This window comes from Pseudomonas fluorescens (assembly GCF_002022275.1).
GTDB lineage: Bacteria > Pseudomonadota > Gammaproteobacteria > Pseudomonadales > Pseudomonadaceae > Aquipseudomonas > Aquipseudomonas fluorescens_AJ.
In genome coordinates, this window is sequence record NZ_MSDF01000016.1 from 258,949 (window position 1) to 284,914 (window position 25,966).

19 protein-coding genes are annotated in these 25,966 nt (G+C 61.2%); 17 read left to right on the forward strand and 2 right to left on the reverse strand.

All coding sequences use genetic code 11. The features are described 5' to 3' along the window. The first annotated feature begins 12 nt into the window (after positions 1 to 12). Entirely contained in the window at positions 13 to 1,833 is a 1,821-nt protein-coding gene (typA, locus tag BFW87_RS13300) for a translational GTPase TypA (RefSeq protein WP_078740258.1), read from the forward strand. Between the two features lie 145 nt (positions 1,834 to 1,978). Here the strand turns inward: typA and BFW87_RS13305 are convergent, their stop codons facing one another. Then, complete coding sequence (locus BFW87_RS13305; protein WP_049710458.1) at positions 1,979 to 2,413, reverse strand: YkgJ family cysteine cluster protein; 435 nt, start codon at positions 2,411 to 2,413, stop codon at positions 1,979 to 1,981. Positions 2,414 to 2,652: 239 nt separating this feature from the next. Between BFW87_RS13305 and BFW87_RS13310 the strand changes: the two genes are divergently transcribed. The 6 genes from BFW87_RS13310 to BFW87_RS13335 all read left to right on the forward strand — a co-directional run bounded on the left by BFW87_RS13310 (position 2,653) and on the right by BFW87_RS13335 (position 11,794). Then, positions 2,653 to 5,103, forward strand: coding sequence for a glycogen/starch/alpha-glucan phosphorylase (locus BFW87_RS13310; protein WP_078740259.1), 2,451 nt, complete (start codon positions 2,653 to 2,655; stop codon positions 5,101 to 5,103). Positions 5,104 to 5,258: 155 nt separating this feature from the next. After that, complete coding sequence (locus BFW87_RS13315) at positions 5,259 to 8,342, forward strand: DUF2339 domain-containing protein (RefSeq protein WP_078740260.1); 3,084 nt, start codon at positions 5,259 to 5,261, stop codon at positions 8,340 to 8,342. Next, positions 8,342 to 9,688 (forward strand): DUF3999 domain-containing protein, encoded by a 1,347-nt coding sequence (locus BFW87_RS13320; protein WP_078740261.1) that lies wholly within the window; start codon positions 8,342 to 8,344, stop codon positions 9,686 to 9,688. The genes BFW87_RS13315 and BFW87_RS13320 overlap by 1 nt, the downstream gene beginning before the upstream one ends. A 96-nt stretch (positions 9,689 to 9,784) precedes the next feature. Further along, positions 9,785 to 10,795: a class 1 fructose-bisphosphatase gene (locus tag BFW87_RS13325; RefSeq protein ID WP_078740262.1), complete on the forward strand. Its 1,011-nt coding sequence runs from the start codon at positions 9,785 to 9,787 to the stop codon at positions 10,793 to 10,795. 144 nt (positions 10,796 to 10,939) lie between these two features. Next, positions 10,940 to 11,194, forward strand: coding sequence for a hypothetical protein (locus BFW87_RS13330; protein ID WP_017849914.1), 255 nt, complete (start codon positions 10,940 to 10,942; stop codon positions 11,192 to 11,194). A gap of 30 nt (positions 11,195 to 11,224) precedes the next feature. Further along, entirely contained in the window at positions 11,225 to 11,794 is a 570-nt protein-coding gene (locus BFW87_RS13335) for a lipocalin family protein (protein ID WP_078740263.1), read from the forward strand. A 112-nt stretch (positions 11,795 to 11,906) separates the two neighbouring features. Here the strand turns inward: BFW87_RS13335 and BFW87_RS13340 are convergent, their stop codons facing one another. Further along, entirely contained in the window at positions 11,907 to 13,271 is a 1,365-nt protein-coding gene (locus BFW87_RS13340) for a formimidoylglutamate deiminase (RefSeq protein ID WP_078740264.1), read from the reverse strand. A 147-nt stretch (positions 13,272 to 13,418) separates the two neighbouring features. Here BFW87_RS13340 and hutC point away from each other — a divergent pair, with 147 nt between their 5' ends. The 10 genes from hutC (at position 13,419) to BFW87_RS13390 (ending at position 25,952) form a co-directional block, all read left to right on the forward strand. Further along, positions 13,419 to 14,129, forward strand: coding sequence for a histidine utilization repressor (hutC, locus tag BFW87_RS13345; protein ID WP_017738808.1), 711 nt, complete (start codon positions 13,419 to 13,421; stop codon positions 14,127 to 14,129). After that, entirely contained in the window at positions 14,126 to 14,686 is a 561-nt protein-coding gene (locus BFW87_RS13350) for a HutD/Ves family protein (RefSeq protein ID WP_078740265.1), read from the forward strand. The genes hutC and BFW87_RS13350 overlap by 4 nt, the downstream gene beginning before the upstream one ends. A 404-nt stretch (positions 14,687 to 15,090) precedes the next feature. Further along, positions 15,091 to 16,761, forward strand: coding sequence for a urocanate hydratase (gene hutU, locus BFW87_RS13355; protein ID WP_176159742.1), 1,671 nt, complete (start codon positions 15,091 to 15,093; stop codon positions 16,759 to 16,761). A 165-nt stretch (positions 16,762 to 16,926) separates the two neighbouring features. Further along, positions 16,927 to 18,375, forward strand: a complete 1,449-nt coding sequence (locus BFW87_RS13360) for a purine-cytosine permease family protein (RefSeq protein WP_078740551.1) — start codon at positions 16,927 to 16,929, stop codon at positions 18,373 to 18,375. A gap of 69 nt (positions 18,376 to 18,444) precedes the next feature. After that, positions 18,445 to 19,410, forward strand: coding sequence for an ABC transporter substrate-binding protein (locus BFW87_RS13365; protein WP_078740267.1), 966 nt, complete (start codon positions 18,445 to 18,447; stop codon positions 19,408 to 19,410). A gap of 71 nt (positions 19,411 to 19,481) precedes the next feature. Further along, the gene (locus BFW87_RS13370; protein WP_017138613.1) at positions 19,482 to 20,333 is read left to right on the forward strand and encodes an ABC transporter permease; all 852 of its coding nucleotides are present in this window, start codon (positions 19,482 to 19,484) and stop codon (positions 20,331 to 20,333) included. Beyond that, entirely contained in the window at positions 20,330 to 21,154 is an 825-nt protein-coding gene (locus BFW87_RS13375; RefSeq protein WP_017138612.1) for a quaternary amine ABC transporter ATP-binding protein, read from the forward strand. Before BFW87_RS13370 ends, BFW87_RS13375 begins: the two co-directional genes overlap by 4 nt. Before the next feature lie 136 nt (positions 21,155 to 21,290). Continuing rightward, entirely contained in the window at positions 21,291 to 22,814 is a 1,524-nt protein-coding gene (gene hutH, locus BFW87_RS13380) for a histidine ammonia-lyase (RefSeq protein WP_078740268.1), read from the forward strand. Positions 22,815 to 22,842: 28 nt separating this feature from the next. Continuing rightward, positions 22,843 to 24,381, forward strand: a complete 1,539-nt coding sequence (hutH, locus tag BFW87_RS13385) for a histidine ammonia-lyase (RefSeq protein WP_139372430.1) — start codon at positions 22,843 to 22,845, stop codon at positions 24,379 to 24,381. A 161-nt stretch (positions 24,382 to 24,542) separates the two neighbouring features. Continuing rightward, a complete protein-coding gene (locus BFW87_RS13390; RefSeq protein ID WP_078740269.1) occupies positions 24,543 to 25,952 on the forward strand; it encodes an amino acid permease in 1,410 nt (469 codons plus the stop codon). Positions 25,953 to 25,966 lie beyond the last annotated feature (14 nt).

Here is a 25,966-nt window from a genome sequence, read left to right on the forward strand (position 1 = left end):
CGAGATACACAAGTGATCGAAAATCTACGTAACATCGCCATCATTGCTCACGTTGACCATGGTAAAACCACCCTGGTAGACAAACTCCTGCGTCAATCCGGCACCCTGGAGCGCAACGAGCTCAACGACGAGCGCGTGATGGACTCCAACGACCAGGAAAAAGAGCGCGGTATTACCATCCTGGCTAAAAACACCGCTATCAACTGGAACGGCTACCACATCAACATCGTGGACACCCCTGGCCACGCCGACTTCGGCGGCGAAGTAGAACGCGTAATGTCGATGGTTGACTCCGTTCTGCTGCTGGTTGACGCTCAAGACGGCCCTATGCCGCAAACCCGTTTCGTGACCAAGAAGGCCTTCGAAGCCGGCCTGCGTCCGATCGTGTGCATCAACAAGGTTGACCGTCCAGGCGCGCGTCCGGACTGGGTTCTGGACCAGATCTTCGACCTGTTCGACAACCTCGGTGCTACCGAAGAACAACTGGACTTCCAGGTTATCTACGCCTCGGCCCTGAACGGTATTGCCGGTCTGGAACACACCGCCATGGCTGAAGACATGACCCCGCTGTACCAGGCGATTGTTGACCACGTTCCACCGCCGAAGGTTGACCGTGAAGGCCCGTTCCAGATGCAAATCTCGGCACTGGACTACAACAGCTTCCTGGGTGTTATCGGCGTTGGCCGTATCGCTCGTGGTAGCGTCAAGCCGAACACCCCAGTTGTCGCCATCGGCGCCGACGGCAAGAAGCGTAACGGTCGTATCCTGAAGCTGATGGGTCACCACGGTCTGCACCGCATCGACGTTGAAGAAGCGTTCGCCGGCGACATCGTGTGCGTGAGCGGTATGGACTCGCTGTTCATCTCCGACACCCTGTGCCAGCCGGACACCGTCGAGGCGATGAAGCCTCTGACCGTTGACGAGCCAACCGTTTCCATGACCTTCCAGGTAAACGACTCGCCTTTCTGCGGTAAAGAAGGCAAGTTCGTGACCTCCCGTAACATCAAGGAGCGTCTGGACAAAGAGCTGCTGTACAACGTTGCTCTGCGCGTTGAAGAAGGCGACTCGGCTGACAAATTCAAAGTTTCCGGCCGTGGTGAGCTGCACCTCTCCGTACTGATCGAAACCATGCGTCGCGAAGGCTTCGAAATGGGCGTTGGTCGTCCGGAAGTGATCATCCGTCAGGTTGAGGGTGTTAAGCAGGAACCGTTCGAAAACGTCACCATCGACACCCCGGAAGAATCCCAGGGCAAGGTGATGGAAGAGATGGGTCTGCGTAAAGGCGACCTGACCAACATGGTGCCGGATGGCAAAGGCCGTGTGCGTCTGGAATACAACATCCCTGCTCGTGGTCTGATCGGTTTCCGTAACCAGTTCCTGACCCTGACCAACGGTGCTGGCATCCTGACCTCGATCTTCGATCGCTACGACACCATGAAGTCCGGCGACATGTCCGGCCGTCAGAACGGTGTTCTGGTATCGGTAGAAACCGGCAAGGCACTGACCTACTCCCTGGAAACCCTCCAGGCGCGTGGCAAGCTGTTCGTTGAACACGGTCAAGAGATCTACAACGGTCAGATCGTTGGTCTGAACAGCCGTGACAACGACATGGGCGTCAACCCAACCAAAGGCAAGAAGCTCGACAACATGCGTGCTTCGGGTAAAGACGAAACCATCGCTCTGGTTCCACCTGTTCGCTTCACCCTGGAACAGGCTCTGGAATTCATCCAGGACGACGAGCTGTGCGAAGTTACGCCTAAGTCGATCCGCCTGCGTAAGAAGATCCTGGACGAAGGCGAGCGTACCCGCGCTGCCAAAAAAGCCAAGAACTGAGTTAACTCAGGCTGAATGAAAAACGCCCCCGGTCGAAAGGCCGGGGGCGTTTTTTTATGTCTGATCGTTCCCACGCTCTGCGTGGGAATGCCTCTTGGGACGCTCTGCGTCCCGCTTTTACGGGCGCAGCGTGGGAACGATCGGATCAGAACTTATCGAGCGTCTTGAACTTGGTCTCGCGCACCACTTCCTTTGGCTTATACGCGCAATACCCCGGCCGCGGGCCGATCTTCGGGTGGTTGCGGCAGGTATCCGGGCGCTTGTCATAAATAGTGCAGAAGCGCGTCTTACGATCCAGGTACAGGCAGTCGTTGTTGCTCATGCGCTGCAGGGTAAAAATTTCCGATTTGGAATTGAAGCGCTCCACGATGCCTTCTTTCTGCAAACGCTTGGCGATGTTCTTCGCCGGGTCGCCGAGTTCGAACTCATCGACGATGCCAATGCGGATCAGGTCCTTGATCTTCACTTCCACCGGCAGCGTGCAGCAGCTGGACACGCAGCCGCCGCACATGTGCGCGGAGTATTTCTGCCACGTTTCAAGACGGTCGAGTTCCGCGGCGGCGATCAGTTGAGGCTTCATCAGGGTTCCAAAAGGTGGGGCTGTATCCGGGCGCGCGATCATACCGGGATTGGTGGTTTTTTGAACAATATTTTACGGATTTCAGCTCAAAGGCTGCGCGAGTGCGTGATCGGGCACGGCCCCTGCATCTAAAACCGCTAAACGTGAATGAGTTAAAAAACTGCCGAACCAGAGCGTCTACCGTCTGTCAGACCGACTAGGCTCTAGCAACTCCTTCAATCTCGCTCGAGGTCGCATCGATGTCTCAGGAACCGCTTGCACGAGAAGCAGAGGTAGCCGCATTTCGCGAGGCTGTCTTGACCAAACTCACTTACGCGGTGGGTAAAGACCCCGACCACGCTTTCGACCACGACTGGTTCGAAGCCATTGCCCTGGCCGCGCGCGACCAGATGGTCGATCACTGGATGAACCACACGCGGCGTATCTACCGCAAAGGCCAGAAGCGGGTTTATTACCTTTCCCTCGAATTCCTTATCGGCCGCCTTCTCTACGACAGCCTGAGCAACCTTGGCGTGCTGGAAATTGCTCGCGAAGCCCTGGCCGAGCTGGGTGTGGACCTTGAGCGCATCCGCCTGCTGGAGCCCGACGCGGCACTCGGCAACGGTGGCCTGGGCCGCCTGGCCGCGTGCTTTATGGAAAGCATGTCGACCTTGGGCATTGCCGGCCACGGTTATGGCATTCGTTATGAGCACGGCTTGTTCCGCCAGGCGATCGTTGACGGCTGGCAACAGGAGCAAACCGAACGCTGGCTGGATTTCGGCAACCCGTGGGAGTTCGAGCGCGCTGAAGTGATCTACCCGATCGGCTTTGGCGGCAGCGTCGAAACCCTGGCGGACGCCTCGGGCAAGATGATTCAAGTGTGGACGCCCAACGAAACCGTACGGGCGGTCGCCTACGACACCCCGGTGGTCGGCTGGCGCGGTGCCAGCGTGAACACCCTGCGCCTCTGGCGTGCACGCGCCGTGGAAGACTTGCACCTGGAGCGCTTCAACGCCGGTGACCACTTGGGCGCCGTCGCTGAAGTGGCCCGTGCCGAAAGCATCTCCCGCGTGCTTTACCCGGCCGACAGCACCGAAGCAGGGCAGGAACTGCGCCTGCGTCAGGAATACTTCTTCGTCTCCGCCTCGCTTCAGGATTTGCTGCGTCGCCACAAAAACATGCACGGCTCGGTACTGAGCCTGGGCGAGCACGCTGCCATCCAGCTCAACGACACGCACCCGTCCATCGCCGTGGCCGAGTTGATGCGCCAGTTGGTGGATTTGCACGACATTCCGTGGGAAGCGGCGTGGGACGTCACCGTCGAAACCCTGTCCTACACCAACCACACCCTGTTGCCCGAAGCATTGGAAACCTGGCCTGTAGGCCTGATGGAACGCATGCTGCCGCGGCACATGCAGATCATCTACCTGATCAACGCCCAGCACATCGACTCGCTGCGCGCCAAGGGCATCCACGATTTTGACGTGCTGCGCGCCGTGTCGCTGATCGAAGAAGACAACGGCCGCCGCGTGCGCATGGGTAACCTGGCGTTTCTCGGCTCCCACAGCGTCAACGGCGTGTCCGGGTTGCACACTCAACTGATGCGCAGCACCGTGTTCTCCGAACTGCACAAGCTCTACCCGGAGCGCATCAACAACAAAACCAACGGCATCACCTTCCGTCGCTGGCTGTACCAGGCCAACCCGCAGCTCACCGAAATGCTCGTGGAAGCGTTGGGCCCGGACATTCTCGACACCATGGAAACCCGCCTGACGGAGCTGGAAACCTTCGCCGAGAAGCAATCCTTCCGCAAAGCCTTCGCTGAGCAGCGCCTGCACAGCAAGCGTGCACTGGCCGACATCATCCACGAGCGCCTGGGCATTTCGGTGAACCCGGCGGCGATGTTCGACGTGCAGGTCAAGCGGATCCACGAGTACAAGCGCCAGTTGCTCAACCTGCTGCACACCGTGGCGCTGTACCAGGCGATCCGCGCCGAGCCGGGCACCGACTGGGTGCCGCGCGTGAAGATCTTCTCGGGCAAGGCGGCGGCGAGTTATCACCAGGCCAAGTTGATCATCAAACTGACCAACGACATCGCCCGCACCGTGAACAACGACCCGACCGTGCGCGGTTTGCTCAAAGTGGTGTTCCTGCCCAACTACAATGTCAGCCTGGCGGAAAGCATTATTCCGGCGGCGGATTTGTCGGAGCAGATCTCCACCGCCGGCTTTGAAGCCTCGGGCACCAGCAACATGAAGTTCGGCCTCAACGGCGCGCTGACCATCGGCACCATGGACGGCGCCAACGTGGAGATGCATGAACGTGTCGGCGCCGAGCACATGTTCATCTTCGGCCTCAGCGCGCAGCAGGTAGAAGCCCGCAAGCACGCGGGCGAGTTCAACGCCGGGCCGGACATTGCGGCGTCCCATCGCTTGAACGACGTGCTGCAAGCGATCCGGGGCGGGGTGTTCTCGCCGGATGATCCGGGCCGTTATGTGGGCTTGATCGACGGGCTGATCGACTACGACCGCTTTCTGGTGTGTGCCGACTTCGATTCCTACTGGGACGCCCAGGCGGCGGTCGAGAAGCATTGGCATGATTCCAAGGCGTGGTGGCGTTCGGCGGTGCTGAATACGGCGCGGATGGGCTGGTTCAGCTCGGACCGGACCATCCGCGAGTACGCGACCGAGATCTGGAAAGCGTTGGATTAAGCACCGAATAACCCCTGTGGGAGCGGGCTTGCTCGCGAATACGGTCTGTCAGTCAGCAAATATGTCGACTGGCACACCGCATTCGCGAGCAAGCCCGCTCCCACATTGGTTTTGCGTCGATATACTAAGCCTCGGTTTGCCTAGGGATATCGACCATGCAATGGATTTTCATGCTGATTGGCCTGGTGCTCGGCTGGACGCTCGATGAGTCGTTCACCGATGCCGGTTTCGGTGCGCTGTTGGGGTTGGGCATTGGCCAGGCAATTCGCCTGTCGCAGCTCGCCGCTCAGGCGCACAAGCAGGCAGGTCAGCTGGAAACCACGCAGAAGGCGCTGATTGCCCTGGGCGAGCGCCTGCGGCTGCTGGAAGTACCCACGCCACCCACCCGCGTCATTGTCGAACCCCCTATCCCTGAACCGACGCCTGCTGCCAAGGTGCCCGACCTGGTTTGGGAGCTGCCCGCCGAACTGACGCCCGTTGCCATGGAAACCGCCCCCAGCCAGCTACTGCCGGCCGACGTTTGGGCACCGGCTGCAACCCCTCGCCCTACTGAACCCGCCATCCCGCGCGGCCCGAACCTGATCGAACGCGCCATCAGCGGCGCGCGCGCGTGGCTTCTTGGCGGCAATACGGTGCTGCGCGTCGGCGTGGTGCTGTTGTTTCTCGGCCTGGCCTTCCTGTTGCGTTATGCCACCGAAGGCGTGGTGGTGCCGATCGAATTGCGTTATGCGGGCGTTGCTTCGGCCGCCATCGCCTTGTTGGGCCTGGGCTGGTGGTTGCGCCTGCGCAACAGCAATTACGGCCTGATGCTGCAAGGCGCCGGCATCGCAGTGCTGTACCTCACGGTGTTTGCCGCGATGCGTTTGCACCCGCTGATCGATCCCGGTGCGGCGCTGGGTTTGCTGGTGGCCGTCACGGTGTTTTCGGCGATTCTGGCGATTACCCAGGATGCCTTGGGGCTGGCGTGCGCGGCGGCTCTCGGCGGGTTCGCCGCGCCGATCCTGGCGTCCACCGGCGCTGGCAACCACGTCGCACTGTTCAGTTACTTCGCCTTGCTCAACGCCGGCATCCTTGCGATCGCGTGGTTCAAGGCCTGGCGCTTGCTTAACCTGATTGGCTTTGTCGGCACCTTCGGCATCGGCTTCGCCTGGGGCATGCGCTCCTATACGCCGGAGTTGCTGTGGAGTACTGAACCGTTCCTGATCCTGTTTTTCCTGATGTACCTGGCCATCGGCCTGTTGTTCGCCCGGCGCAAGTTGTTAGAGAGGGGGGACGCGCCTGAAGGCCGTGACGCGTTGCTGCGTTGGTCGGTTGCCAAGGGCGATTATGTCGACGGCAGCCTGCTGTTCGGCCCGCCGCTGGTGGGCTTTGGCTTGCAGTTCGCGCTGGTGCAGCACCTTGAGTTTGCCGCCGCGTTCAGTGCGCTTGGCCTTGGCATTATTTACATGGGGCTGGCGCGACTGCTCAGCGGTGGCCGCGCTTTATTGCTGGCCGAAACCTGTCTGGCACTGGGGGTGATCTTTGCCAGCCTCGCGATCCCTTTGGGGCTCGATGCGCGCTGGACCGCCGCCGCCTGGGCCGTGGAAGGCGCCGGGATCTTCTGGCTGGGCTTGCGTCAGCAGCGACCATTGGCGCGGGCGTTCGCTTTATTGCTGCAACTGGGTTCGTTGCTCGCCTTCCTCGGCGAACTGCGCGACAGCCAGGACACGTTGCTGCAAGGGCCGCCATTGGGGGCGTTGTTGTTGGGCGCGGCGCTGTTGTTCAGCTTTTATCAACTCCACACCGCTGCGCCGGAACATACCCGGCGTTGGGAACGGCTGGGTGCGCCCTGGCTCGCCGTACTTGGCCTGGGCTGCGCTTACTTGTTGGCGCCGCTGTTATTTTCGACCCAAGGCAGCATCGTCAGTTGGGCCGTTGCTGGCCTGGCGACCCTGTGGGCGGGCCAGCGTATCGGCTCGCCAGCAGTTGTGCGTTGTGGTGTGGTTGGGCAAGTGCTGGGCGGCGCGCTCTTTGCGCTCGACCCCGTGGCCAACGCCTGGACGCCGCTGATCATCGCCTTGGCGGCCATGCTCGGCGCGTGGCGCTTGCCCCGTGGCCGGCTGTCTACAGGTTTGCTGGCTTGGGGCGTGGCCTGGTGGGCCTTGGCGGTGATCATTGAAGTGTGGCGCCTGGCGCCTGCGGCGTTGCACGCTCCGCTGTTGGTGCTGGCGGCTGCGCTGAGCGTGGTGATTTGGACGGCACTGGCGTTGCGTTTGCGCTGGGTGGCTTTGGGTGTCGCCAGTACGTTGCTCATGCCTGCGGCGGGTCTCGTGTTGTGGGGGGCGTGGACCGAGTATTACCACCCGGCGGCGCAGTTTGGCTGGCTGGCCTGGCTGGCGGTATTCGTGGTGCATTTCATCTCGCTGCGCCGTTTGGCGGCACTGGTTCCAGCCAAGGTGTTGAGCGTGGCGCATGTGTTGGGCTGCTGGATGCTGATCGGCGTGCTGGCGCTGGAGCTGCGTTACGGTTTGATGATGCTGTCGAGCGAGTACAACGCGTGGCGCTGGCTGGGTTGGGCGATCCTGCCGAGTTTGTATCTGGTGCTGGCGGCCGCGCCACGCAGTTGGCCGTGGCCGGTGGCGGCGTACCCGCGTGAATATCGCGTGCTGGCCGCGTTACCGCTGGCAGTGCTGATGCTCGGCTGGTTCTGGCTGGCGAATATCTTCAGTGACGGTACGGCCGAGCCGTTGCCCTACGTGCCGCTGCTCAATCCGCTGGATTTGGGCCTGCTGTTCGCGCTGCTCGGCATTTACCTGTGGTCGCGCAGTGTGGCGCCGGAGCGCGGGCCGAGGGTTGAACTGATCGCCCAGGCTGTCGCAGGCATCTCGCTGTTTGCGTTTTTTACCGCGCTGGTGATGCGCGCCGCTCACCACTGGGGCGGCGTGCCGTTCCATCTGGAGACGCTGCTGGAGTCCATGCTGGTGCAGGCGGGTCTGTCGATCATCTGGACCCTCATCGCGTTGGGCCTGATGATCGGCGGCCACCTGCGCCATCGCCGCGAGGTGTGGCTGATCGGCGCAGCGTTGATTGCGGTGGTGGTGGCCAAGCTGTTCTTTGTCGAACTGAGCAACCGTGGCGGCCTGGCGCGGATCGTCTCGTTTATCGGCGTGGGCGGGTTGCTGCTGGTGGTGGGTTACTTTGCGCCCCTGCCGCCCAAGCGTGCTGAACCCGTGGTTGAAACCGAAGGAGCGTTATCTTGATGGGCAAGCTGAGTCTGAGCGGGTGGGCGGTGTGGCTGTTGTGTTCGGCAGCCAGTGCCCAGGAAAGTCCTGCGGACTTCACCACACAGGTGCCGTTGGCGGTGAGTGGCAGCGGCCCCTGGTATCGCCTGGAGCTGCCGCTGGCGGTGCAGTTGAGCGCGCGTCAGGTTGATCTGAGTGATGTGCGAGTGTTCAACGCGGCGGGTGAGCCGCAGGCCTATGCGTTATCGCGTCAATCCGCGCAGCGCTCCGAGAGTCGCACTGTGGCGGATGTGAAGTGGTTTGCGTTGTACGCCGCCGATACCCGCGAGGCGTTGCCGGATGTGGTCATGAAGTCGACGTCCGAGGGCACGCTGCTGGAAGTGCGCCCCTCCACATCGGGCAAGCAAGTGCTGCGCGGCTGGGTGCTGGACGCCAGTGCGATCAAGGCGCCGCTGCAGCAGTTGAGCCTGGACTGGAGCCGCGAGCGCGACGGCTTCCAGCGTTTCAGCATTGAAGCCAGCGATGACTTGCAGCACTGGCAATCCTGGGGCGATGGCCAGGTGGCGCGTCTGTCCTTTGCCGATGAACGGGTGGAGCAACACGACGTGAGTCTGCCAGGCCAATCGGCGCGTTATCTGCGCCTGGTGTGGCAGGGGCAGGAAGCACCGCAGCTGACCTCGGCCAAGCTGGTGAGCGCCACCCGCAACAGTGTGCCGGCGCCGCTGATGTGGTCGCAGCCGCTGGCGGGCGCGCGGCTCAAGGCGGGGGAGTACAGCTGGCAGTTGCCGACCGGGCTGAATGTCGAGCGTTTGCGCATCGACCTCAAGCAACCCAACACGCTGGCGCCTGTGACCTTGTCGGGCCGCCGTGAAGCCAGTCAGGCCTGGCAACCGTTGAGCAGTGGCTTGCTGTACCGCCTGACCCAGAACGGTCAGGACGTGGTGCAGGATGAGTTGCAGCTGCCGGGCCAGACGGTGGCAGAACTCAAGTTGCAGGTGGATGAGCGTGGTGGAGGCCTGGGTTTGGAAGCGCCCGCCCTGCGTTTTGCCGTGCGCGCTACGCAGTTGGTGTTTCTGGCGCGGGGTGAGCCGCCGTTTACGCTGGCGCTGGGCAATGCGTCGGTGAAGGCGGCCAACCTGCCGCTGTCCACGCTGATCCCTGACTACAGCGCCGAGCGTCTCAACACCGTGGGCCAGGCCACGGTGGCGGGTGAGGTGGTGGTCAAGCAGCCCGCTGTTGCGGCGTCGCCCCAAGCCGGTACCGACTGGAAGAAGCTCGGCTTATGGGCCGTGCTCCTGCTGGGTGTGGCAGCACTGGGGGCGATGGCCTACAGTTTGTTGCGCAAGCCTGTGGCCAAACCGTGAACTCTATTGGGGTTAAATCCTCTGATGAGAGGAAATAACCCTCGACTCGCGTTAAACTGCGCGGGTTTTTCAGCCCCCCATTCTCCGGAGCCTTACATGTCCCGCGTTACCCTGAGTCGCTATTTGATCGAGCAGACCCGCAGCAACAACACGCCTGCCGATCTGCGCTTCCTTATCGAAGTGGTGGCGCGTGCTTGCAAGGAAATCAGCCACGCCGTGTCCAAAGGCGCATTGGGTGGTGTCCTGGGCAGCATGGGCACTGAAAACGTCCAAGGCGAAGTGCAGAAGAAGCTCGACGTGATCTCCAACGAGATCCTGCTCGAAGCCAACGAATGGGGCGGTCACCTGGCCGGTATGGCGTCCGAAGAAATGGACAATGCCTACCAGATCCCGGGCAAATACCCGAAAGGTGCCTACCTGCTGGTGTTCGACCCACTGGACGGTTCGTCCAACATCGACATCAACGCACCGGTCGGCACCATCTTCTCGGTACTGCGTTGCCCGAATGAATACCTTAGCCAGAACGAAGCCCTGAATGAAAAGGCCTTCCTGCAGCCAGGCACCGAGCAGGTCGCTGCCGGTTACGCCATCTACGGCCCACAGACCATGCTGGTGCTGACCCTGGGCGACGGCGTTAAAGGCTTCACCCTGGACCGCGAAATGGGCAGCTTCGTGCTGACCCACGAAGACATCACCATTCCTGCGTCCACTCAGGAATTTGCGATCAACATGTCCAACCAGCGCCACTGGGAAGAGCCGGTGACCCGCTACGTCGGCGAGCTGATGGCCGGTGAAGAAGGCCCGTTGAAGAAAAACTTCAACATGCGCTGGGTCGCTGCGATGGTCGCCGACGTGCACCGCATCCTGACCCGTGGTGGCTTGTTCATGTATCCACGCGACAGCCGCGAGCCGTCCAAGCCGGGCAAACTGCGTTTGATGTACGAAGCCAACCCGATGTCGTTCCTGGTTGAACAGGCGGGCGGTGCGTCCACCGACGGCCATCAGCGCATTCTCGACATCAAACCTGAAGGCCTGCACCAGCGTGTAGCGGTGTTCCTGGGTTCGAAGGAAGAAGTTGAGCGTGTGACGGCTTATCACAAAAAGTAAGCCTTGCAGTCACTGAAGAAGCCCCGAAACGTTTCGGCGTTTTCGGGGCTTTTTTGTTTTCGCTCGTCGGGAACCAGACACCCCTTTTCCCTTCTAAGCTTCTGGCAGATACCCCAACTGCTTCGTCTCTCCAGGAGTTTTTCCATGTCGTTACGCCGTCTCGCCCTGCTGGCTTTTTGCGTGCTGTTGGCCGCTTGCAGCAAGGTCAATCAAGAAAATTACGCGAAGCTGTCGGCTGGCATGGCCAAGGCTGAGGTGGAGTCGTTGCTGGGTAAGCCGACCGATTGTTCCGGCGCGCTGGGTATGTCCAGTTGCACGTGGGGCGATAAAAACAGCTTTATCAGCGTGCAATACGCCGGTGACAAAGTTCTGATGTTTTCCGGGCAAGGCCTGAAGTAAACCGGGGCGCGAGCCTGCGGGAGAAGAAGAATGATGCGTTTTGTTTTGTTTCTTTGTGCCAGCCTGTTTTTGGCAGGCTGCGCCAGCCATTCTGGCGATGATCTGCAACCCAAGACCGCGAGCAACGTCAACCTCAAGCGTTACCAGGGCACCTGGTATGAGTTGGCTCGATTGCCGATGTACTTCCAGCGTAACTGCGCGCAGTCCGAAGCCCGTTACACACTGCTGCCCGACGGCGATATGTCAGTGTTCAACCGTTGCCTGACGACCGAGTGGAAGTGGGAAGAAGCCAAGGGCACGGCCACGCCGCAAGTGCCGGGCAAGACCGACAAGCTCTGGGTGGAATTCAATAACTGGTTCACGGCGCTGCTGCCGGGCGTCGCCAAGGGCGATTACTGGGTGCTGTACTTCAGCGACGACTACAAGACGGCGCTCGTGGGCAGCCCGAGCCGGCGCTATATGTGGATCCTGTCGCGCACCCCAACGGTGAATGCCGACACCCGCGAAGACCTGCTGAGCAGGGCGCGGCAGCAGGGGTATGACACCACGCGGCTGATTTGGCGTACGTCGGACAAACAGATGGCGAAGACCTCGCAATAACCAGAGGGCAACATCAATCCAATGTGGGAGCTGGCTTGCCTGCGATGCAGCCACCTCGGTGTATCAGTTACACCTTGGTGAGGCTATCGCAGGCAAGCCAGCTCCCACAGTTTTAACCGAGCAAGTCTTTCAAGACTTGTGTAAACGCCCGGCTGCTTTCTTCCTCGCCGGCATGGCGCCCGTCCCGCACTACCCACTTGCCGTTCACCAGCACGTCACGCACCTGACGATCACCACCGGCAAACAACCAACGATTCAGAATCCCGTCTTCGCTGGCCGTCGCCAGGTACGGATCATTACCGTCCAGCACTATCCAATCCGCGCGTTTACCCACTTCCAGCCGGCCGATCGGCTGCCCCAATGCCTGGGCGCCGCCCTCCAGCGCGGCATCAAACAATGTGCGCCCAACCATTGGCTGATCACCGCGATACAGCCGGTTACGCCGCTGATCACGCAAGCGCTGGCCGTATTCCAGCCAACGCAATTCTTCCACCACGCTCAGTGACACATGGCTGTCGGAGCCGATCCCCATGCGCCCGCCTTGGGCGAGAAAGTCTACCGCCGGAAAAATTCCGTCGCCCAGGTTGGCCTCAGTGGTCAGACACAAACCGGCAATCGCACGGCTCTTGGCCATGCGCGCCACCTCTTCAGCATTGGCATGCGTCGCGTGCACCAGGCACCAGCGCTCATCCACTTCAACGTTGTCATACAGCCATTGCAGCGGACGTTTGCCGCTCCAAGCCAAACAATCATCGACTTCCTTTTGCTGCTCGGCGATGTGGATATGCACCGGGCACGCCTTGTCGCTGGCTGCCAATACTTCATGGATTTGTTGCGGCGTCACCGCACGCAGCGAGTGGAAGCACAGCCCCAGTTGCTGCGCCGGTTGCGCAGCGAGGATGGGTTTGAGCTGCGCTTGCAGGTCCAGGTAGTTTTCAGTGCTGTTGATAAACCGCCGCTGGCCCTCATTCGGTGCCTGGCCGCCAAACCCGGAGTGGGTGTAGAGCACCGGCACTAGCGTCAGGCCAATTCCGCTGCTGGCCGCTGCCAGGCTGATTTGCCGCGACAACTCTGTGCGATCGGCATACGGCTGGCCGCTGACGTCGTGGTGGACGTAATGAAATTCGGCGACCGAGGTGTAACCGGCTTTAAGCATTTCGATATACAGCTGCCGCGCGATGACCTGCAATTGCTCCGGGCTGATCTTGCCGACCATGCGGTACATCAGGTCGCGCCAGGTCCAGAAACTGTCATTCGGGTTGCCGGCAACTTCGGCCAAGCCCGCCATGGCGCGCTGGAATGCATGGGAGTGCAAATTCGGCATGCCCGCCAACAGCGGGCCTCTCAGCCGTTCGGCGCCGTCTGCGCTGGCATTGGCCTCAACCTTTGTCAGCAGCCCATCGGCGCTGACTTCAAGACGTACATCATTGGCCCATCCATTAGGCAGCAGTGCGCGTTCGGCAAAGAAAGCGGACATGATCAAGGCACCCCGGTCGTGTGTTTATTTGTATATACATATACAGACGTTTGCCTGCTCGGTAAACTCCGGCAATCTATGCATCTTTTCCCCCTGCAAGGATTCCCTGTGCCGACTCCGCCTGCCAAGTCTTCGCTGGCTGCCCACATGGACGAAAGTCCGGCGCCCTTGTATGCCCGCGTCAAACAGATGATCAGCCAGCAGATCCTCAACGGCAACTGGCCGCCGCATTACCGCGTACCGTCCGAAAGCGAGCTGGTCAGCCAACTGGGCTTCAGCCGCATGACTATCAACCGCGCCTTGCGTGAGCTCACCGCTGAAGGGTTGCTGGTGCGCATGCAAGGCGTCGGCACGTTCGTCGCCGAGCCCAAGAGCCAGTCGGCGTTGTTTGAAGTGCACAACATTGCCGACGAGATCGCTTCGCGCGGTCACCGCCATACCTGCCAGGTTATTCACCTGGGTGAAGAGGCTGCCGGCTCCGAGCGCGCCGTCGCCCTGGAAATGCGCGAAGGCGGGCGGGTGTTCCACTCGTTGATCGTGCATTTCGAGAACGACATTCCCGTGCAAATCGAAGACCGTTTCGTCAACGCCCTGGTCGCGCCGGAATACCTGCAGCAGGATTTCACCCAGCAAACCCCCTACGCGTATTTGAACCAGGTCGCGCCATTGACTGAAGGCGAGCACGTGGTTGAAGCGATCCTCGCCGACGCTGCCGAGTGCAAGCTGTTGCAGATCGAACCGAGCGAGCCGTGCCTGTTGATTCGGCGGCGCACCTGGTCCGGCCGCCAGCCGGTGACCGCCGCGCGTTTGATCCACCCCGGTTCCCGTCATAGCCTGGAAGGACGTTTCAGTAAATGAGTGCAGTGAAAGTCTGGCGCGCCGCCGATTACGTGCGCATGCCGTGGAAAAACGGCGGCGGCAGCACCGAAGAAATCACCCGTGACGCAGGCGAAGGCCTCGACGGTTTTGGCTGGCGCCTGTCGATTGCCGATATCGCCGAGTCGGGCGGGTTCTCTACTTTCGCGGGCTACCAGCGCGTGATCACGGTGATCAAGGGCGCGGGCATGGTGCTGACCGTGGACGGCGAGGAGCAGCGTGGGTTGTTACCGCTGCAGGCGTTTGCGTTCAAGGGTGAAAGCGAAGTGTCTTGCCGCCTGATCACCGGGCCGATTCGCGATTTCAACTTGATCTATTCGCCTGAGCGTTACCACGCGCGGTTTCAGTGGATTGATGGCGTGCAGCGGTTTTTCAGCACGGCGCACACGGTGCTGGTGTTCAGCGTGGCGGATGAAGTGAAGGTGCTGGGCGAGAAGCTTGGCCATCATGACTGCCTGCAAGTGGACGGTAACACTCAGCTGCTGGACATCTGCGTCAGCGGCCGCAGCTGCATCATCGAACTGACCGCACGCGGTTAAAAACTGTGGGAGCTGGCTTGCCTGCGATTGCAGTGTATCAGTACCAGATTGGCTGACTGACACACTGCAATCGCAGGCAAGCCAGCTCCCACATTTGTTTTGTAGTGATCATAAAATCTGTTTCCAGCCCCGCACCAAATTGTTACCGAACGCCCCAGCGTGGCGCAAAACCATGCTGTCGAGACAACCCTCCCTCGCTGTAATCCTCCTGCGAAAGAAATTTCATCCAGCCTCCAAGCCTTAATTTCCAAGGCCTGCGTACGCATTCCAAAAAAATCGCAACAGCTCCCGCAAAAAGTTGGCAGCTTGATTGCATATGCTTGTATGTACAAGTAGAGATGTGTGTGTAAGAGTTCACTTCGCACCTATCAAGTATGCGCATCGATCGCCGAGGAGTCTCAGTTGTGACCAAGCCTACAAAATACCGTGACGTAGAAATCCGCGCCGCTCGCGGTAACAAGCTCACCGCCAAAAGCTGGCTGACTGAAGCGCCGCTGCGCATGTTGATGAACAACCTCGACCCACAAGTGGCCGAGAACCCGAAAGAACTGGTGGTTTACGGCGGTATCGGCCGTGCGGCGCGTAACTGGGAGTGCTACGACCAGATCGTCGAAAGCCTCACCAACCTGAACGACGACGAGACCCTGCTGGTGCAATCCGGCAAGCCGGTCGGCGTGTTCAAGACCCACAGCAACGCCCCGCGCGTGCTGATTGCCAACTCCAACCTGGTACCGCACTGGGCCAGCTGGGAACACTTCAACGAACTGGATGCCAAGGGCCTGGCCATGTACGGCCAGATGACTGCCGGCAGCTGGATCTACATCGGCAGCCAGGGCATCGTCCAGGGCACCTACGAAACCTTCGTCGAAGCCGGTCGCCAGCATTACGACAGCAACCTGACTGGCCGCTGGGTCCTCACCGCCGGCCTCGGTGGCATGGGCGGCGCGCAGCCGCTGGCGGCAACCCTGGCCGGCGCCTGCTCGCTGAACATTGAATGCCAGCAGGTCAGCATCGACTTCCGCCTGGCCAGCCGCTACGTCGACGAACAAGCCACTGACCTCGACGACGCCCTGGCGCGCATCGCCAAATACACCAAGGAAGGCAAGGCCATCTCCATTGCCCTGCTGGGTAACGCGGCGGAAATCCTGCCGGAACTGGTCAAGCGCGGCGTGCGACCGGACATGGTCACCGACCAGACCAGCGCCCACGACCCGCTCAACGGTTACCTGCCGGCCGGTTGGACCTGGGACGAATACCGCGCCCGCGCCAAAACCGAACCGGCTGAAGTGATCAAGGCCGCCAAGCAATCGATGGCCGTGCACGTTCAGGCGATGCTGGATTTCCAGAAACAAGGCATCCCGACCTTCGACTACGGCAATAACATCCGCCAGATGGCGCAAGAAGTCGGTGTGGAAAACGCCTTCGACTTCCCGGGTTTCGTACCGGCCTACATCCGCCCGTTGTTCTGCCGTGGCATCGGCCCGTTCCGTTGGGCGGCACTGTCAGGCGACCCGCAAGACATCTACAAGACCGACGCCAAAGTCAAAGAACTGATCCCGGACGATGCGCACCTGCACAACTGGCTGGACATGGCGCGCGAGCGCATCAGCTTCCAGGGCCTGCCGGCGCGTATCTGCTGGGTCGGTCTGGGCCAGCGCGCCAAGCTGGGCCTGGCGTTCAACGAAATGGTGCGCAGCGGCGAGCTGTCGGCGCCGGTCGTGATCGGCCGTGACCACCTCGACTCCGGCTCGGTAGCCAGCCCGAACCGCGAAACCGAAGCGATGCAGGACGGTTCCGACGCCGTGTCCGACTGGCCATTGCTCAACGCCTTGCTCAACACCGCAAGCGGCGCGACCTGGGTGTCGCTGCACCACGGCGGTGGCGTGGGCATGGGCTTCTCCCAGCACTCCGGCATGGTGATCGTCTGCGACGGTACTGATGAAGCCGCCGAGCGCATTGCTCGCGTACTGCACAACGACCCGGCCACCGGGGTGATGCGTCACGCTGATGCCGGCTACCAGATCGCTATCGACTGCGCCAAAGAGCAGGGCCTCAACCTTCCGATGATCAAATAAAGGCTGGCCCTGTTCCTGTGGGAGCTGGCTTGCCTGCGATGGCATCACCTCGGTTTGACTGACAGACCGAGTCGCCTGTATCGCAGGCAAGCCAGCTCCCACAAAAGCCAGCTCCCACAAAAGAGCAATGTGTACACGTAAACAATCCATCAGAGGTTGAACAACATGGCTGCAAATGACACCACCCCGTTGATCGAAAGGCGTTCGATCGACTACATCCCGGAAGCGGAAAGACACGGTCGTCTATTGAGCCAGTTCACCCTGTGGATGGGTGCCAACCTGCAAATCACCGCGATTGTCACCGGGGCCCTGGCCGTGGTGCTGGGCGGTGATGTGTTCTGGTCGTTGATCGGTCTGTTGATCGGCCAATTGATCGGCGGCGGCGTGATGGCGTTGCATGCGGCGCAAGGGCCCAAACTCGGCCTGCCGCAGATGATTTCCAGCCGGGTGCAGTTTGGGGTGTATGGCGCGGCGATTCCGATCGTGCTGGTGTGCCTGATGTATCTGGGCTTCACCGCCACCGGGACGGTGTTGTCCGGTCAGGCGCTGGGCCAGTTGTTCGGGGTCAGCGACAGCGTCGGTATTCTGATTTTTGCCAGTGTCATCGTGCTGGTCACGGTGCTCGGTTACCGGGTGATCCACTTCATCGGCCGTGTCGCCAGCGTCATCGGCGTGGTCGCCTTTGTCTACCTGTTCAGCCGTCTGATGAGCCAGACCGACGTGGGCGCACTGCTGCAAATCCGCCACTTCAGCTGGAGCAGTTTTCTGCTGGCGGTGTCGCTCGCGGCCTCCTGGCAAATCGCATTCGGCCCTTATGTGGCGGACTATTCGCGCTACCTGCCAAGCAACACGTCCTCGGTGAAAACCTTCCTCGCCGCCGGCGCAGGCTCAGTGATTGGCGCGCAGGTGGCGATGGTTCTCGGCGTGTTTGCCGCCGCCATGTCCAACGGGCAATTCGCCGGTCACGAAGTGGCCTACATCGTGGGCTTGAGCGGTACGGGGGCCACGGCTGCGCTGCTGTACTTCAGCATCGCGTTCGGCAAGGTCACCATCTCCACGCTCAACTCTTACGGCAGCTTCATGTGCATCGCGACCATCATCAGCGGCTTTCGTGGCCGGCTGGAGGTCACGCGCTTGCAGCGCCTGGTGTTCGTGCTGGTGATTGTCGGCACCGCGACCCTGATTGCGTTGCTTGGCCAGCATTCGTTCCTCGGTGCGTTCAAGTCTTTCATCCTGTTCCTGCTGGCGTTCTTCACGCCGTGGAGCGCGATCAACCTGGTGGATTACTACTGCATCACTCGCGAGCGCTATGACGTACCGGCGCTGGCCGATCCGAATGGTCGTTACGGTCGCTGGAACCTGCTGGGTATCAGCGTGTATGTGTTCGGCGTCCTGGTGCAGTTGCCGTTCATCTCCACCAAGTTCTACACCGGCCCTTTGGTGGCCGCGCTGGGTGATGTGGATATTTCCTGGATTATCGGTCTGGTGCTTCCCGCCGCCCTCTATTACCTCTGTGCGAAAAAATGGCACGGCACAGTGCCCGATCATCTGATCCTGCCGGTAGAGCAGGGCGCTACACCAACAACGACAAACGGGCTGGCTGCACAAGCCTGATGGGACGTGGACAGGGCAGGATGCCTACTGACTGCCGTAATCCATTTCAAGATTGGGAGCGTCACAACAATGAAAATGAATAAGACCCTGTTGGCCTCGTTGTTCTCAGCCAGTGTGCTGGCAAGCGCTGGCGCCCAGGCGGCCGGCTGGTGCGAATCCGGCAAGCCGGTGAAGTTTGCCGGGCTGAACTGGGAAAGCGGCATGTTGCTCACCGACATCCTGCAAACCGTGCTGGAAAAAGGCTACGACTGCAAAACCGACAGCTTGCCGGGCAACTCCATCACCATGGAAAATGCCCTGAGCAGCAACGACATCCAGGTGTTTGCCGAGGAGTGGGTGGGCCGCAGCGAAGTCTGGAACAAGGCCGAGAAGGCCGGCAAAGTCGTTGGCGTCGGCGCGCCAATCGTTGGTGCCATTGAAGGCTGGTACGTACCGCGTTACGTGATTGAAGGCGACGCCAAGCGCAAGCTGGAACCCAAGGCGCCGGACCTGAAAAACATCGCCGACCTGGCCAAGTACGCCTCGGTATTCAAGGACCAGGAAGAACCGTCCAAGGGCCGCTTCTACAACTGCCCGGCCGGCTGGACCTGTGAGCTGGACAACAGCGAAATGCTGAAAAGCTACGGCCTGGAAAACACCTACACCAACTTCCGCCCAGGCACCGGCCCGGCGCTGGATGCGGCGGTACTGTCGAGCTACAAGCGTGGTGAGCCGATCCTGTTCTACTACTGGTCGCCAACCCCGCTGATGGGCCAGGTTGACCTGGTCAAGCTGGAAGAAAAACCCGGTGTGGATAAAAGTGTGAGCATCAAGGTGGGCCTGTCCAAAACCTTCCACGAGCAGGCGCCTGAGCTGGTGGCTGTGCTGGAGAAGGTCAACCTGCCGATCGATTTGCTGAACCAGAACCTCGGTCGCATGGCCAAAGAGCGAATTGAGTCGCCAAAACTGGCGAAAATTTTCCTCAAGGAACATCCTGAGGTCTGGCACGCCTGGGTGAGCGACGACGCAGCCAAGAAAATCGACGCGGCCTTGTAGGTTGAGCGTTCCCGGTTGCCCCAACAGGCAGCCGGGCGCCCGGCCACAACCCACTGGATCGAGAGCACGATATGTTTCCTGAGAGTTTTACGTTTTCCATCGCCGACTGGGTCAACGGTTGGGTGGACTCACTGGTCACCAACTACGGCGACGTGTTCCGGCACATTTCCGACACCCTGCTATGGGCCATCGTCAACCTGGAAGGGCTGCTGCGTGCGGCGCCCTGGTGGCTGATGCTGGCCATCGTCGGCGGTATTGCCTGGCACGCCACCCGCAAGGTGGTGACCACGGCGGTCATCGTCGGTTTGCTGTTCCTGGTGGGCGCGGTTGGCCTGTGGGACAAACTGATGCAGACCTTGGCGCTGATGATGGTCGCCACAGTGATCTCGGTGCTGATCGGCATTCCACTGGGGATTCTGTCGGCACGCAGCAATCGCCTGCGATCCGTGTTGATGCCGTTGCTCGACATCATGCAAACCATGCCGAGCTTCGTGTACCTGATTCCGGTGTTGATGTTGTTCGGCCTGGGCAAGGTCCCGGCGATTTTCGCCACAGTGATCTACGCCGCGCCCCCGCTGATTCGCCTCACCGACCTGGGCATTCGCCAGGTCGACGGCGAAGTCATGGAAGCCATCAACGCTTTTGGCGCCAACCGCTGGCAGCAACTGTTCGGCGTGCAACTGCCGCTGGCCTTGCCGAGCATCATGGCCGGTATCAACCAGACCACCATGATGGCGCTGTCGATGGTGGTGATCGCCTCGATGATCGGCGCGCGAGGCTTGGGCGAAGACGTGCTCGTGGGCATCCAGACCCTCAACGTTGGCCGCGGCCTTGAAGCCGGGCTGGCGATCGTGATTCTTGCAGTGGTCATCGACCGCATTACCCAGGCCTATGGTCGTCCACGGCATGAGGCGAGCAAATGACTACAGTCAGCAAAATTGAAGTTAAAAACGTCTTCAAGATTTTCGGCAACCGTTCCAAGGAGGCCTTGGCGATGGTTGGCCAGGGCAAGACCAAGGACCAGGTACTGGCCGAGACCGGTTGCGTGGTCGGCGTGAACGATCTGTCGCTGAGCATCGGCACCGGCGAGATCTTCGTGATCATGGGCCTGTCCGGTTCCGGCAAATCCACCTTGGTGCGCCACTTCAACCGCCTGATCGACCCTACCAGCGGCGCGATCCTGGTGGACGGCGAAGACATTCTGCAACTGGACATGGAAGCCCTGCGCCAATTCCGTCGGCACAAGATCAGCATGGTGTTCCAGAGCTTCGGCCTGCTGCCCCACAAGAGCGTGCTCGACAACGTCGCCTACGGCCTGAAAGTGCGCGGCGAAACCAAACAGGTCTGCGCCGAACGCGCACTGCACTGGATCGAAACCGTGGGCCTGAAAGGCTACGAAAACAAATACCCGCACCAGCTTTCCGGTGGCATGCGCCAGCGCGTCGGCCTGGCCCGTGCGTTGGCAGCCGACACCGACATCATCCTGATGGACGAAGCCTTCAGCGCCCTCGACCCGCTGATCCGCGCCGAGATGCAGGACCAGTTGCTGGAGCTGCAAAAGACCCTGCACAAGACCATCGTGTTCATCACCCACGACCTCGACGAGGCGGTGCGTATCGGCAACCGCATTGCGATTCTCAAGGACGGCAAGCTGATCCAGGTCGGCACCCCGCGCGAGATCCTGCACTCGCCGGCGGATGAGTATGTGGACCGGTTTGTTCAGCGCCGCGCGGCGGTGGTCTGATCCGGACCTTGTGGTGAGCCGGCTGGCGCCATCGCAGGCAAGCCAGCTCCCACCTTTGGAATGCATTCCCCTGTGGGAGCTGGCTTGCCTGCGATGGCGCCAGTGAAGCTGCACAAGAATTGAAGAAGGTACAAAGATGTCCCAGGCAGCAAAAATCATCATCGCAGACGCGCCATTACGTTGGCAGGACGTGGTCGCCGTCGCCCGCCACGGCGCCGTACTCGAACTCTCGGGCCACGCCTGGGCGCGTATCGACAACGCCCAGGCCATCGTGCAGCGCATCGTCACCAGCGGCGAACGCGCCTATGGCGTCAACACTGGCCTGGGCGCGCTGTGCAACGTGTCGCTCAAAGGCGAGCAACTCAGCCAACTGTCGCGCAATACCCTGTTGAGCCACGCGTGCGGTGTCGGCCCGGTGCTCAGCGACGAACAAACCCGCGCAATCATCTGCGCCGCCATCATCAACTACAGCCACGGCAAATCCGGCCTGCACCCGCAGGTGGTGCATTCGTTACTGGCGTTGCTCAACCACGGCATCACGCCGCAAGTGCCATCCCAGGGCTCGGTGGGTTACCTGACGCACATGGCCCACGTCGGCGTGGCCTTGTTGGGTGTCGGAAACGTGAGTTACCGAGGCAAGATCGTTCCGGCTCAAGAGGCCTTAAGCGCAGAAGGTTTACAGCCGGTGGTGCTCGGCGCCAAAGACGGTCTGTGCCTGGTCAACGGCACGCCGTGCATGACCGGCCTGAGTTGCCTGGCCCTGGCCGACGCGCATCACCTGCTGCAATGGGCCGATGTGATCGGTGCCATGAGTTTCGAGGCCCAGCGCGGCCAGATCGACGCCTTCGACGAAACCATCATCGCCCTCAAGCCACACCCGGGCATGCAGCAAGTCGGCATCAACCTGCGTGCCTTGCTCGATGGCAGCGAAGTGATCGCCAGCAGCAAAGGCATTCGCACCCAGGACGCGTTGAGCATCCGCTCGATCCCGCAGATTCACGGCGCCGCGCGTGATCAAGTTGAGCACGCCACCCGCCAGATCGAGACCGAGCTCAACAGCGCCACCGACAACCCGCTGGTCCTCGGTACGCCGGACAACTACCGCGTGGTGTCCCAGGCCAACCCGCATGGGCAGTCGGTTGCATTGGCCGCCGACATGCTGGCGATCGCCATGGCCGAAATCGGCTCCGTGGCCGAGCGCCGTCTGGACCGTCTCATCAACCCGCACGTCAGTGGCCTGCCGGCGTTCCTGGTCAGCAACCCCGGGGTCAACTCCGGGATGATGATCGTGCAATACGTCGCCGCCTCCCTGTGCGGGCAAAACCGCCAACTGGCGCAACCGGCAGTGCTCGACAACTTCGTCACCTCGGGCCTGCAGGAAGACCACCTGAGCATGGGCACCAATGCCGCGCTCAAGCTGCATCAACTGTTGGCCAACGTGACCCGGATTCTCGCCATCGAGTACCTGTTGGCCGCCCAGGCGTTCGAGTTCCTGAAGGAGCAGCGCTTCGGCGCCGGCACCGACAGCGCCTGGCGTTTGCTGCGTGAACAGGTCCCGCCGTACGAGCAGGACCGCTGGCTGGCGCCGGACATCGCGACCGCCGCCGCGCTGCTCCAGGACACCGCTTTGCTGCACCGCGTATTACCCCGTTTGCACTGAACACTTTTTAAGAACAATTCAAAGGAGCATGAATGTGACTGCGCTAAATCTGATTCCAGGCCAACTGAGCCTCTCCCAACTGCGGGCCATCTACCAGCAGCCGGTAACCCTCAGCCTGGATGACAGCGCCACGGCGCAGATCGAAGCCAGTGTGGCCTGCGTGGAGCAGATTCTCGCCGAGAATCGCACCGCCTACGGCATCAACACCGGTTTCGGCCTGCTGGCCTCGACCCGCATCGCCAGCGAAGACCTGGAAAACCTCCAGCGTTCGCTGGTGCTGTCCCACGCCGCCGGCGTCGGTGAGCCGATCAGCGATGCGCTGGTGCGGCTGGTCATGGTGCTCAAGGTCAACAGCCTGAGCCGTGGGTTTTCCGGGATCCGCCGTCAGGTGATCGACGCGCTGATCGCGCTGATCAACGCCGAGGTGTACCCGCACATTCCTCTGAAAGGTTCGGTCGGTGCGTCCGGTGACCTGGCGCCCTTGGCTCACATGTCTTTGGTGCTGCTGGGCGAAGGCAAGGCGCGCTACAAGGGCGAATGGCTGGAAGCGACCGAAGCACTGAAAATCGCCGGTTTGACGCCGCTGACCCTCGCCGCCAAAGAAGGCCTGGCGTTGCTCAACGGTACCCAGGTGTCCACCGCCTACGCCCTGCGCGGCCTGTTCGAAGGCGAAGACCTGTTCGCTGGCGCCCTGGCCTGCGGCGCGCTCACCGTGGAAGCCGTGCTGGGATCGCGTTCGCCCTTCGATGCCCGCATTCACGCCGCGCGCGGCCAGCGTGGGCAGATCGACGCGGCTGCGGCCTACCGCGACCTGCTCGGCGAAAGCAGCCAGGTGTCCCAGTCGCACCAGAACTGCGACAAGGTGCAAGACCCGTATTCCCTGCGTTGCCAGCCACAAGTCATGGGCGCCTGCCTGACCCAGTTCCGCCAGGCCGCCGAAGTGTTGGTGGTGGAAGCCAACGCCGTGTCGGATAACCCGCTGGTGTTTGCAGCCGAAGGCGACGTGATCTCCGGTGGCAACTTCCACGCGGAACCGGTGGCCATGGCCGCTGATAACATGGCGCTGGCGATTGCCGAGATCGGCTCCCTGAGCGAGCGCCGCATCTCGCTGATGATGGACAAGCACATGTCGCAACTGCCGCCGTTTCTGGTGGGCAATGGCGGCGTGAACTCCGGCTTCATGATCGCCCAGGTGACGGCGGCGGCACTGGCCAGCGAGAACAAGGCACTGGCGCATCCGCACAGCGTGGACAGCCTGCCGACTTCCGCCAACCAGGAAGACCATGTGTCGATGGCTCCGGCTGCGGGCAAGCGTCTGTGGGAAATGGCCGAGAACACCCGCGGTGTGTTGGCGGTTGAGTGGTTGGCCGCGTGCCAGGGCCTGGACCTGCGCGACGGCTTGAAAACCTCGCCGGTGTTGGAAAAAGCCCGCGCGATTCTGCGCGAGAAAGTGGCGTTCTATGAAAAAGACCGTTTCTTCGCCCCCGACATCAACGCCGCCAGCGAGCTGCTCGCCAGCCGCTGCCTGAATGAGTTGGTGCCGGCCAAGTTGCTGCCAAGCCTCTAAGGCTGACGCAGATCCAGTGTGGGAGCTGGCTTGCCTGCGATAGCTATCTGTCAGCCAATAAATGTGTGGCTGATCTACCGCCATCGCAGGCAAGCCAGCTCCCACATTTGATCTTCAGCGGATTCAAGTTCTCTCAGGATAAAAATAATTAGGGACGAGAAATGCACACGCAAGAAAAGGGTTTGAAACGCGGGCTCAACGCCCGACATATTCGCTTCATGGCACTGGGGTCGGCGATCGGCACCGGGCTTTTCTACGGCTCCGCCTCTGCGATCCAGATGGCCGGCCCCGCCGTGCTGCTGGCCTACCTGATCGGCGGCGCCGCCGTGTTTATGGTGATGCGCGCCCTCGGTGAAATGGCGGTGCACAACCCGGTGTCCGGCTCTTTTGGCCAGTACGCCAGCACCTACCTGGGCCCCATGGCCGGTTTCATCCTCGGCTGGACCTATGCGTTTGAAATGATCATCGTCTGCCTCGCCGATGTGACGGCGTTTGGCATCTACATGGGCTTCTGGTTTCCCGAAGTCGCGCGCTGGGTCTGGGTGCTCGGCATCGTGTTTTTGATCGGCGGCCTGAACCTGTGCAACGTCAAAGTGTTTGGCGAAATGGAGTTCTGGCTGTCGCTGCTCAAGGTCGGCGCCATTATCGCGATGATCCTCGGTGGCTTCGGCATCATGCTGTTTGGCATCCATTCGGCTGGCGAGACCCAGGCCAGCGGGATCAGCAACCTGTGGGCCCACGGCGGCTTCATGCCCAATGGCGTCGGTGGTTTGATCGCCTCGTTTGCAGTGGTGATGTTTGCCTTCGGCGGCATCGAAATCATCGGCATCACCGCCGGTGAAGCCAAAGACCCGCAACGCGTGATCCCCAAGGCGATCAACGCCGTGCCGCTGCGCATCCTGTTGTTCTACGTGCTGACTCTGTTCGTGCTGATGGCCATTTACCCATGGCCGCAGATTGGCAGCCAGGGCAGCCCGTTCGTGCAGATCTTCAGCAACCTCGGCATCGGCTCGGCGGCGACCATCCTCAATATCGTGGTGATCTCGGCGGCAGTGTCGGCCATCAACAGCGACATCTTTGGTGCCGGCCGCATGATGTACGGCCTGGCCCAGCAAGGGCAGGCGCCCAAGGGGTTTGCCCAACTGTCGAAACATGGCGTGCCGTGGATGACCGTAGTCGTGATGGGCGCGGCGCTGCTCGGCGGCGTGGTGCTCAACTACCTGATTCCGGAAAACGTGTTTCTGGTGATTGCCTCGATCGCCACCTTCGCCACCGTGTGGGTGTGGCTGATGATCCTGTTCACCCAGGTCGCCATGCGCCGCTCGATGACCAAAGAACAGGTGGCTGAACTGAAATTCCCGGTGCCGTTCTGGCCGTATGCGCCTGCGGCGGCCATCGTCTTCATGCTGTTCGTGTTTGGCGTGCTGGGTTACTTCCCGGATACCCAAGCGGCCTTGCTGGTCGGCGCCGTGTGGATCGTGCTGCTGGTGGTTGCCTATCTGCTGTGGGTCAAACCCGCTGCCGGGCAAGCGGCCAAGGTCCATCACGACCCGGCTTTGTCTCATCGATAACTTAGGGAGGCGTT

What these genes read in the sequence shown, in the direction of transcription:
- BFW87_RS13305 (WP_049710458.1), bottom strand. Translation starts at nt 2,413, where the DNA reads ATGAAGCCTCAACTGATCGCCGCCGCGGAACTCGACCGTCTTGAAACG.
- BFW87_RS13310 (WP_078740259.1), top strand. Translation starts at nt 2,653, where the DNA reads ATGTCTCAGGAACCGCTTGCACGAGAAGCAGAGGTAGCCGCATTTCGC.
- BFW87_RS13315 (WP_078740260.1), top strand. Translation starts at nt 5,259, where the DNA reads ATGCAATGGATTTTCATGCTGATTGGCCTGGTGCTCGGCTGGACGCTC.
- BFW87_RS13320 (WP_078740261.1), top strand. Translation starts at nt 8,342, where the DNA reads ATGGGCAAGCTGAGTCTGAGCGGGTGGGCGGTGTGGCTGTTGTGTTCG.
- BFW87_RS13325 (WP_078740262.1), top strand. Translation starts at nt 9,785, where the DNA reads ATGTCCCGCGTTACCCTGAGTCGCTATTTGATCGAGCAGACCCGCAGC.
- BFW87_RS13330 (WP_017849914.1), top strand. Translation starts at nt 10,940, where the DNA reads ATGTCGTTACGCCGTCTCGCCCTGCTGGCTTTTTGCGTGCTGTTGGCC.
- BFW87_RS13335 (WP_078740263.1), top strand. Translation starts at nt 11,225, where the DNA reads ATGATGCGTTTTGTTTTGTTTCTTTGTGCCAGCCTGTTTTTGGCAGGC.
- BFW87_RS13340 (WP_078740264.1), bottom strand. Translation starts at nt 13,271, where the DNA reads ATGTCCGCTTTCTTTGCCGAACGCGCACTGCTGCCTAATGGATGGGCC.
- hutC (WP_017738808.1), top strand. Translation starts at nt 13,419, where the DNA reads ATGGACGAAAGTCCGGCGCCCTTGTATGCCCGCGTCAAACAGATGATC.
- BFW87_RS13350 (WP_078740265.1), top strand. Translation starts at nt 14,126, where the DNA reads ATGAGTGCAGTGAAAGTCTGGCGCGCCGCCGATTACGTGCGCATGCCG.
- BFW87_RS13360 (WP_078740551.1), top strand. Translation starts at nt 16,927, where the DNA reads ATGGCTGCAAATGACACCACCCCGTTGATCGAAAGGCGTTCGATCGAC.
- BFW87_RS13365 (WP_078740267.1), top strand. Translation starts at nt 18,445, where the DNA reads ATGAAAATGAATAAGACCCTGTTGGCCTCGTTGTTCTCAGCCAGTGTG.
- BFW87_RS13370 (WP_017138613.1), top strand. Translation starts at nt 19,482, where the DNA reads ATGTTTCCTGAGAGTTTTACGTTTTCCATCGCCGACTGGGTCAACGGT.
- BFW87_RS13375 (WP_017138612.1), top strand. Translation starts at nt 20,330, where the DNA reads ATGACTACAGTCAGCAAAATTGAAGTTAAAAACGTCTTCAAGATTTTC.
- hutH (WP_078740268.1), top strand. Translation starts at nt 21,291, where the DNA reads ATGTCCCAGGCAGCAAAAATCATCATCGCAGACGCGCCATTACGTTGG.
- hutH (WP_139372430.1), top strand. Translation starts at nt 22,843, where the DNA reads ATGAATGTGACTGCGCTAAATCTGATTCCAGGCCAACTGAGCCTCTCC.
- BFW87_RS13390 (WP_078740269.1), top strand. Translation starts at nt 24,543, where the DNA reads ATGCACACGCAAGAAAAGGGTTTGAAACGCGGGCTCAACGCCCGACAT.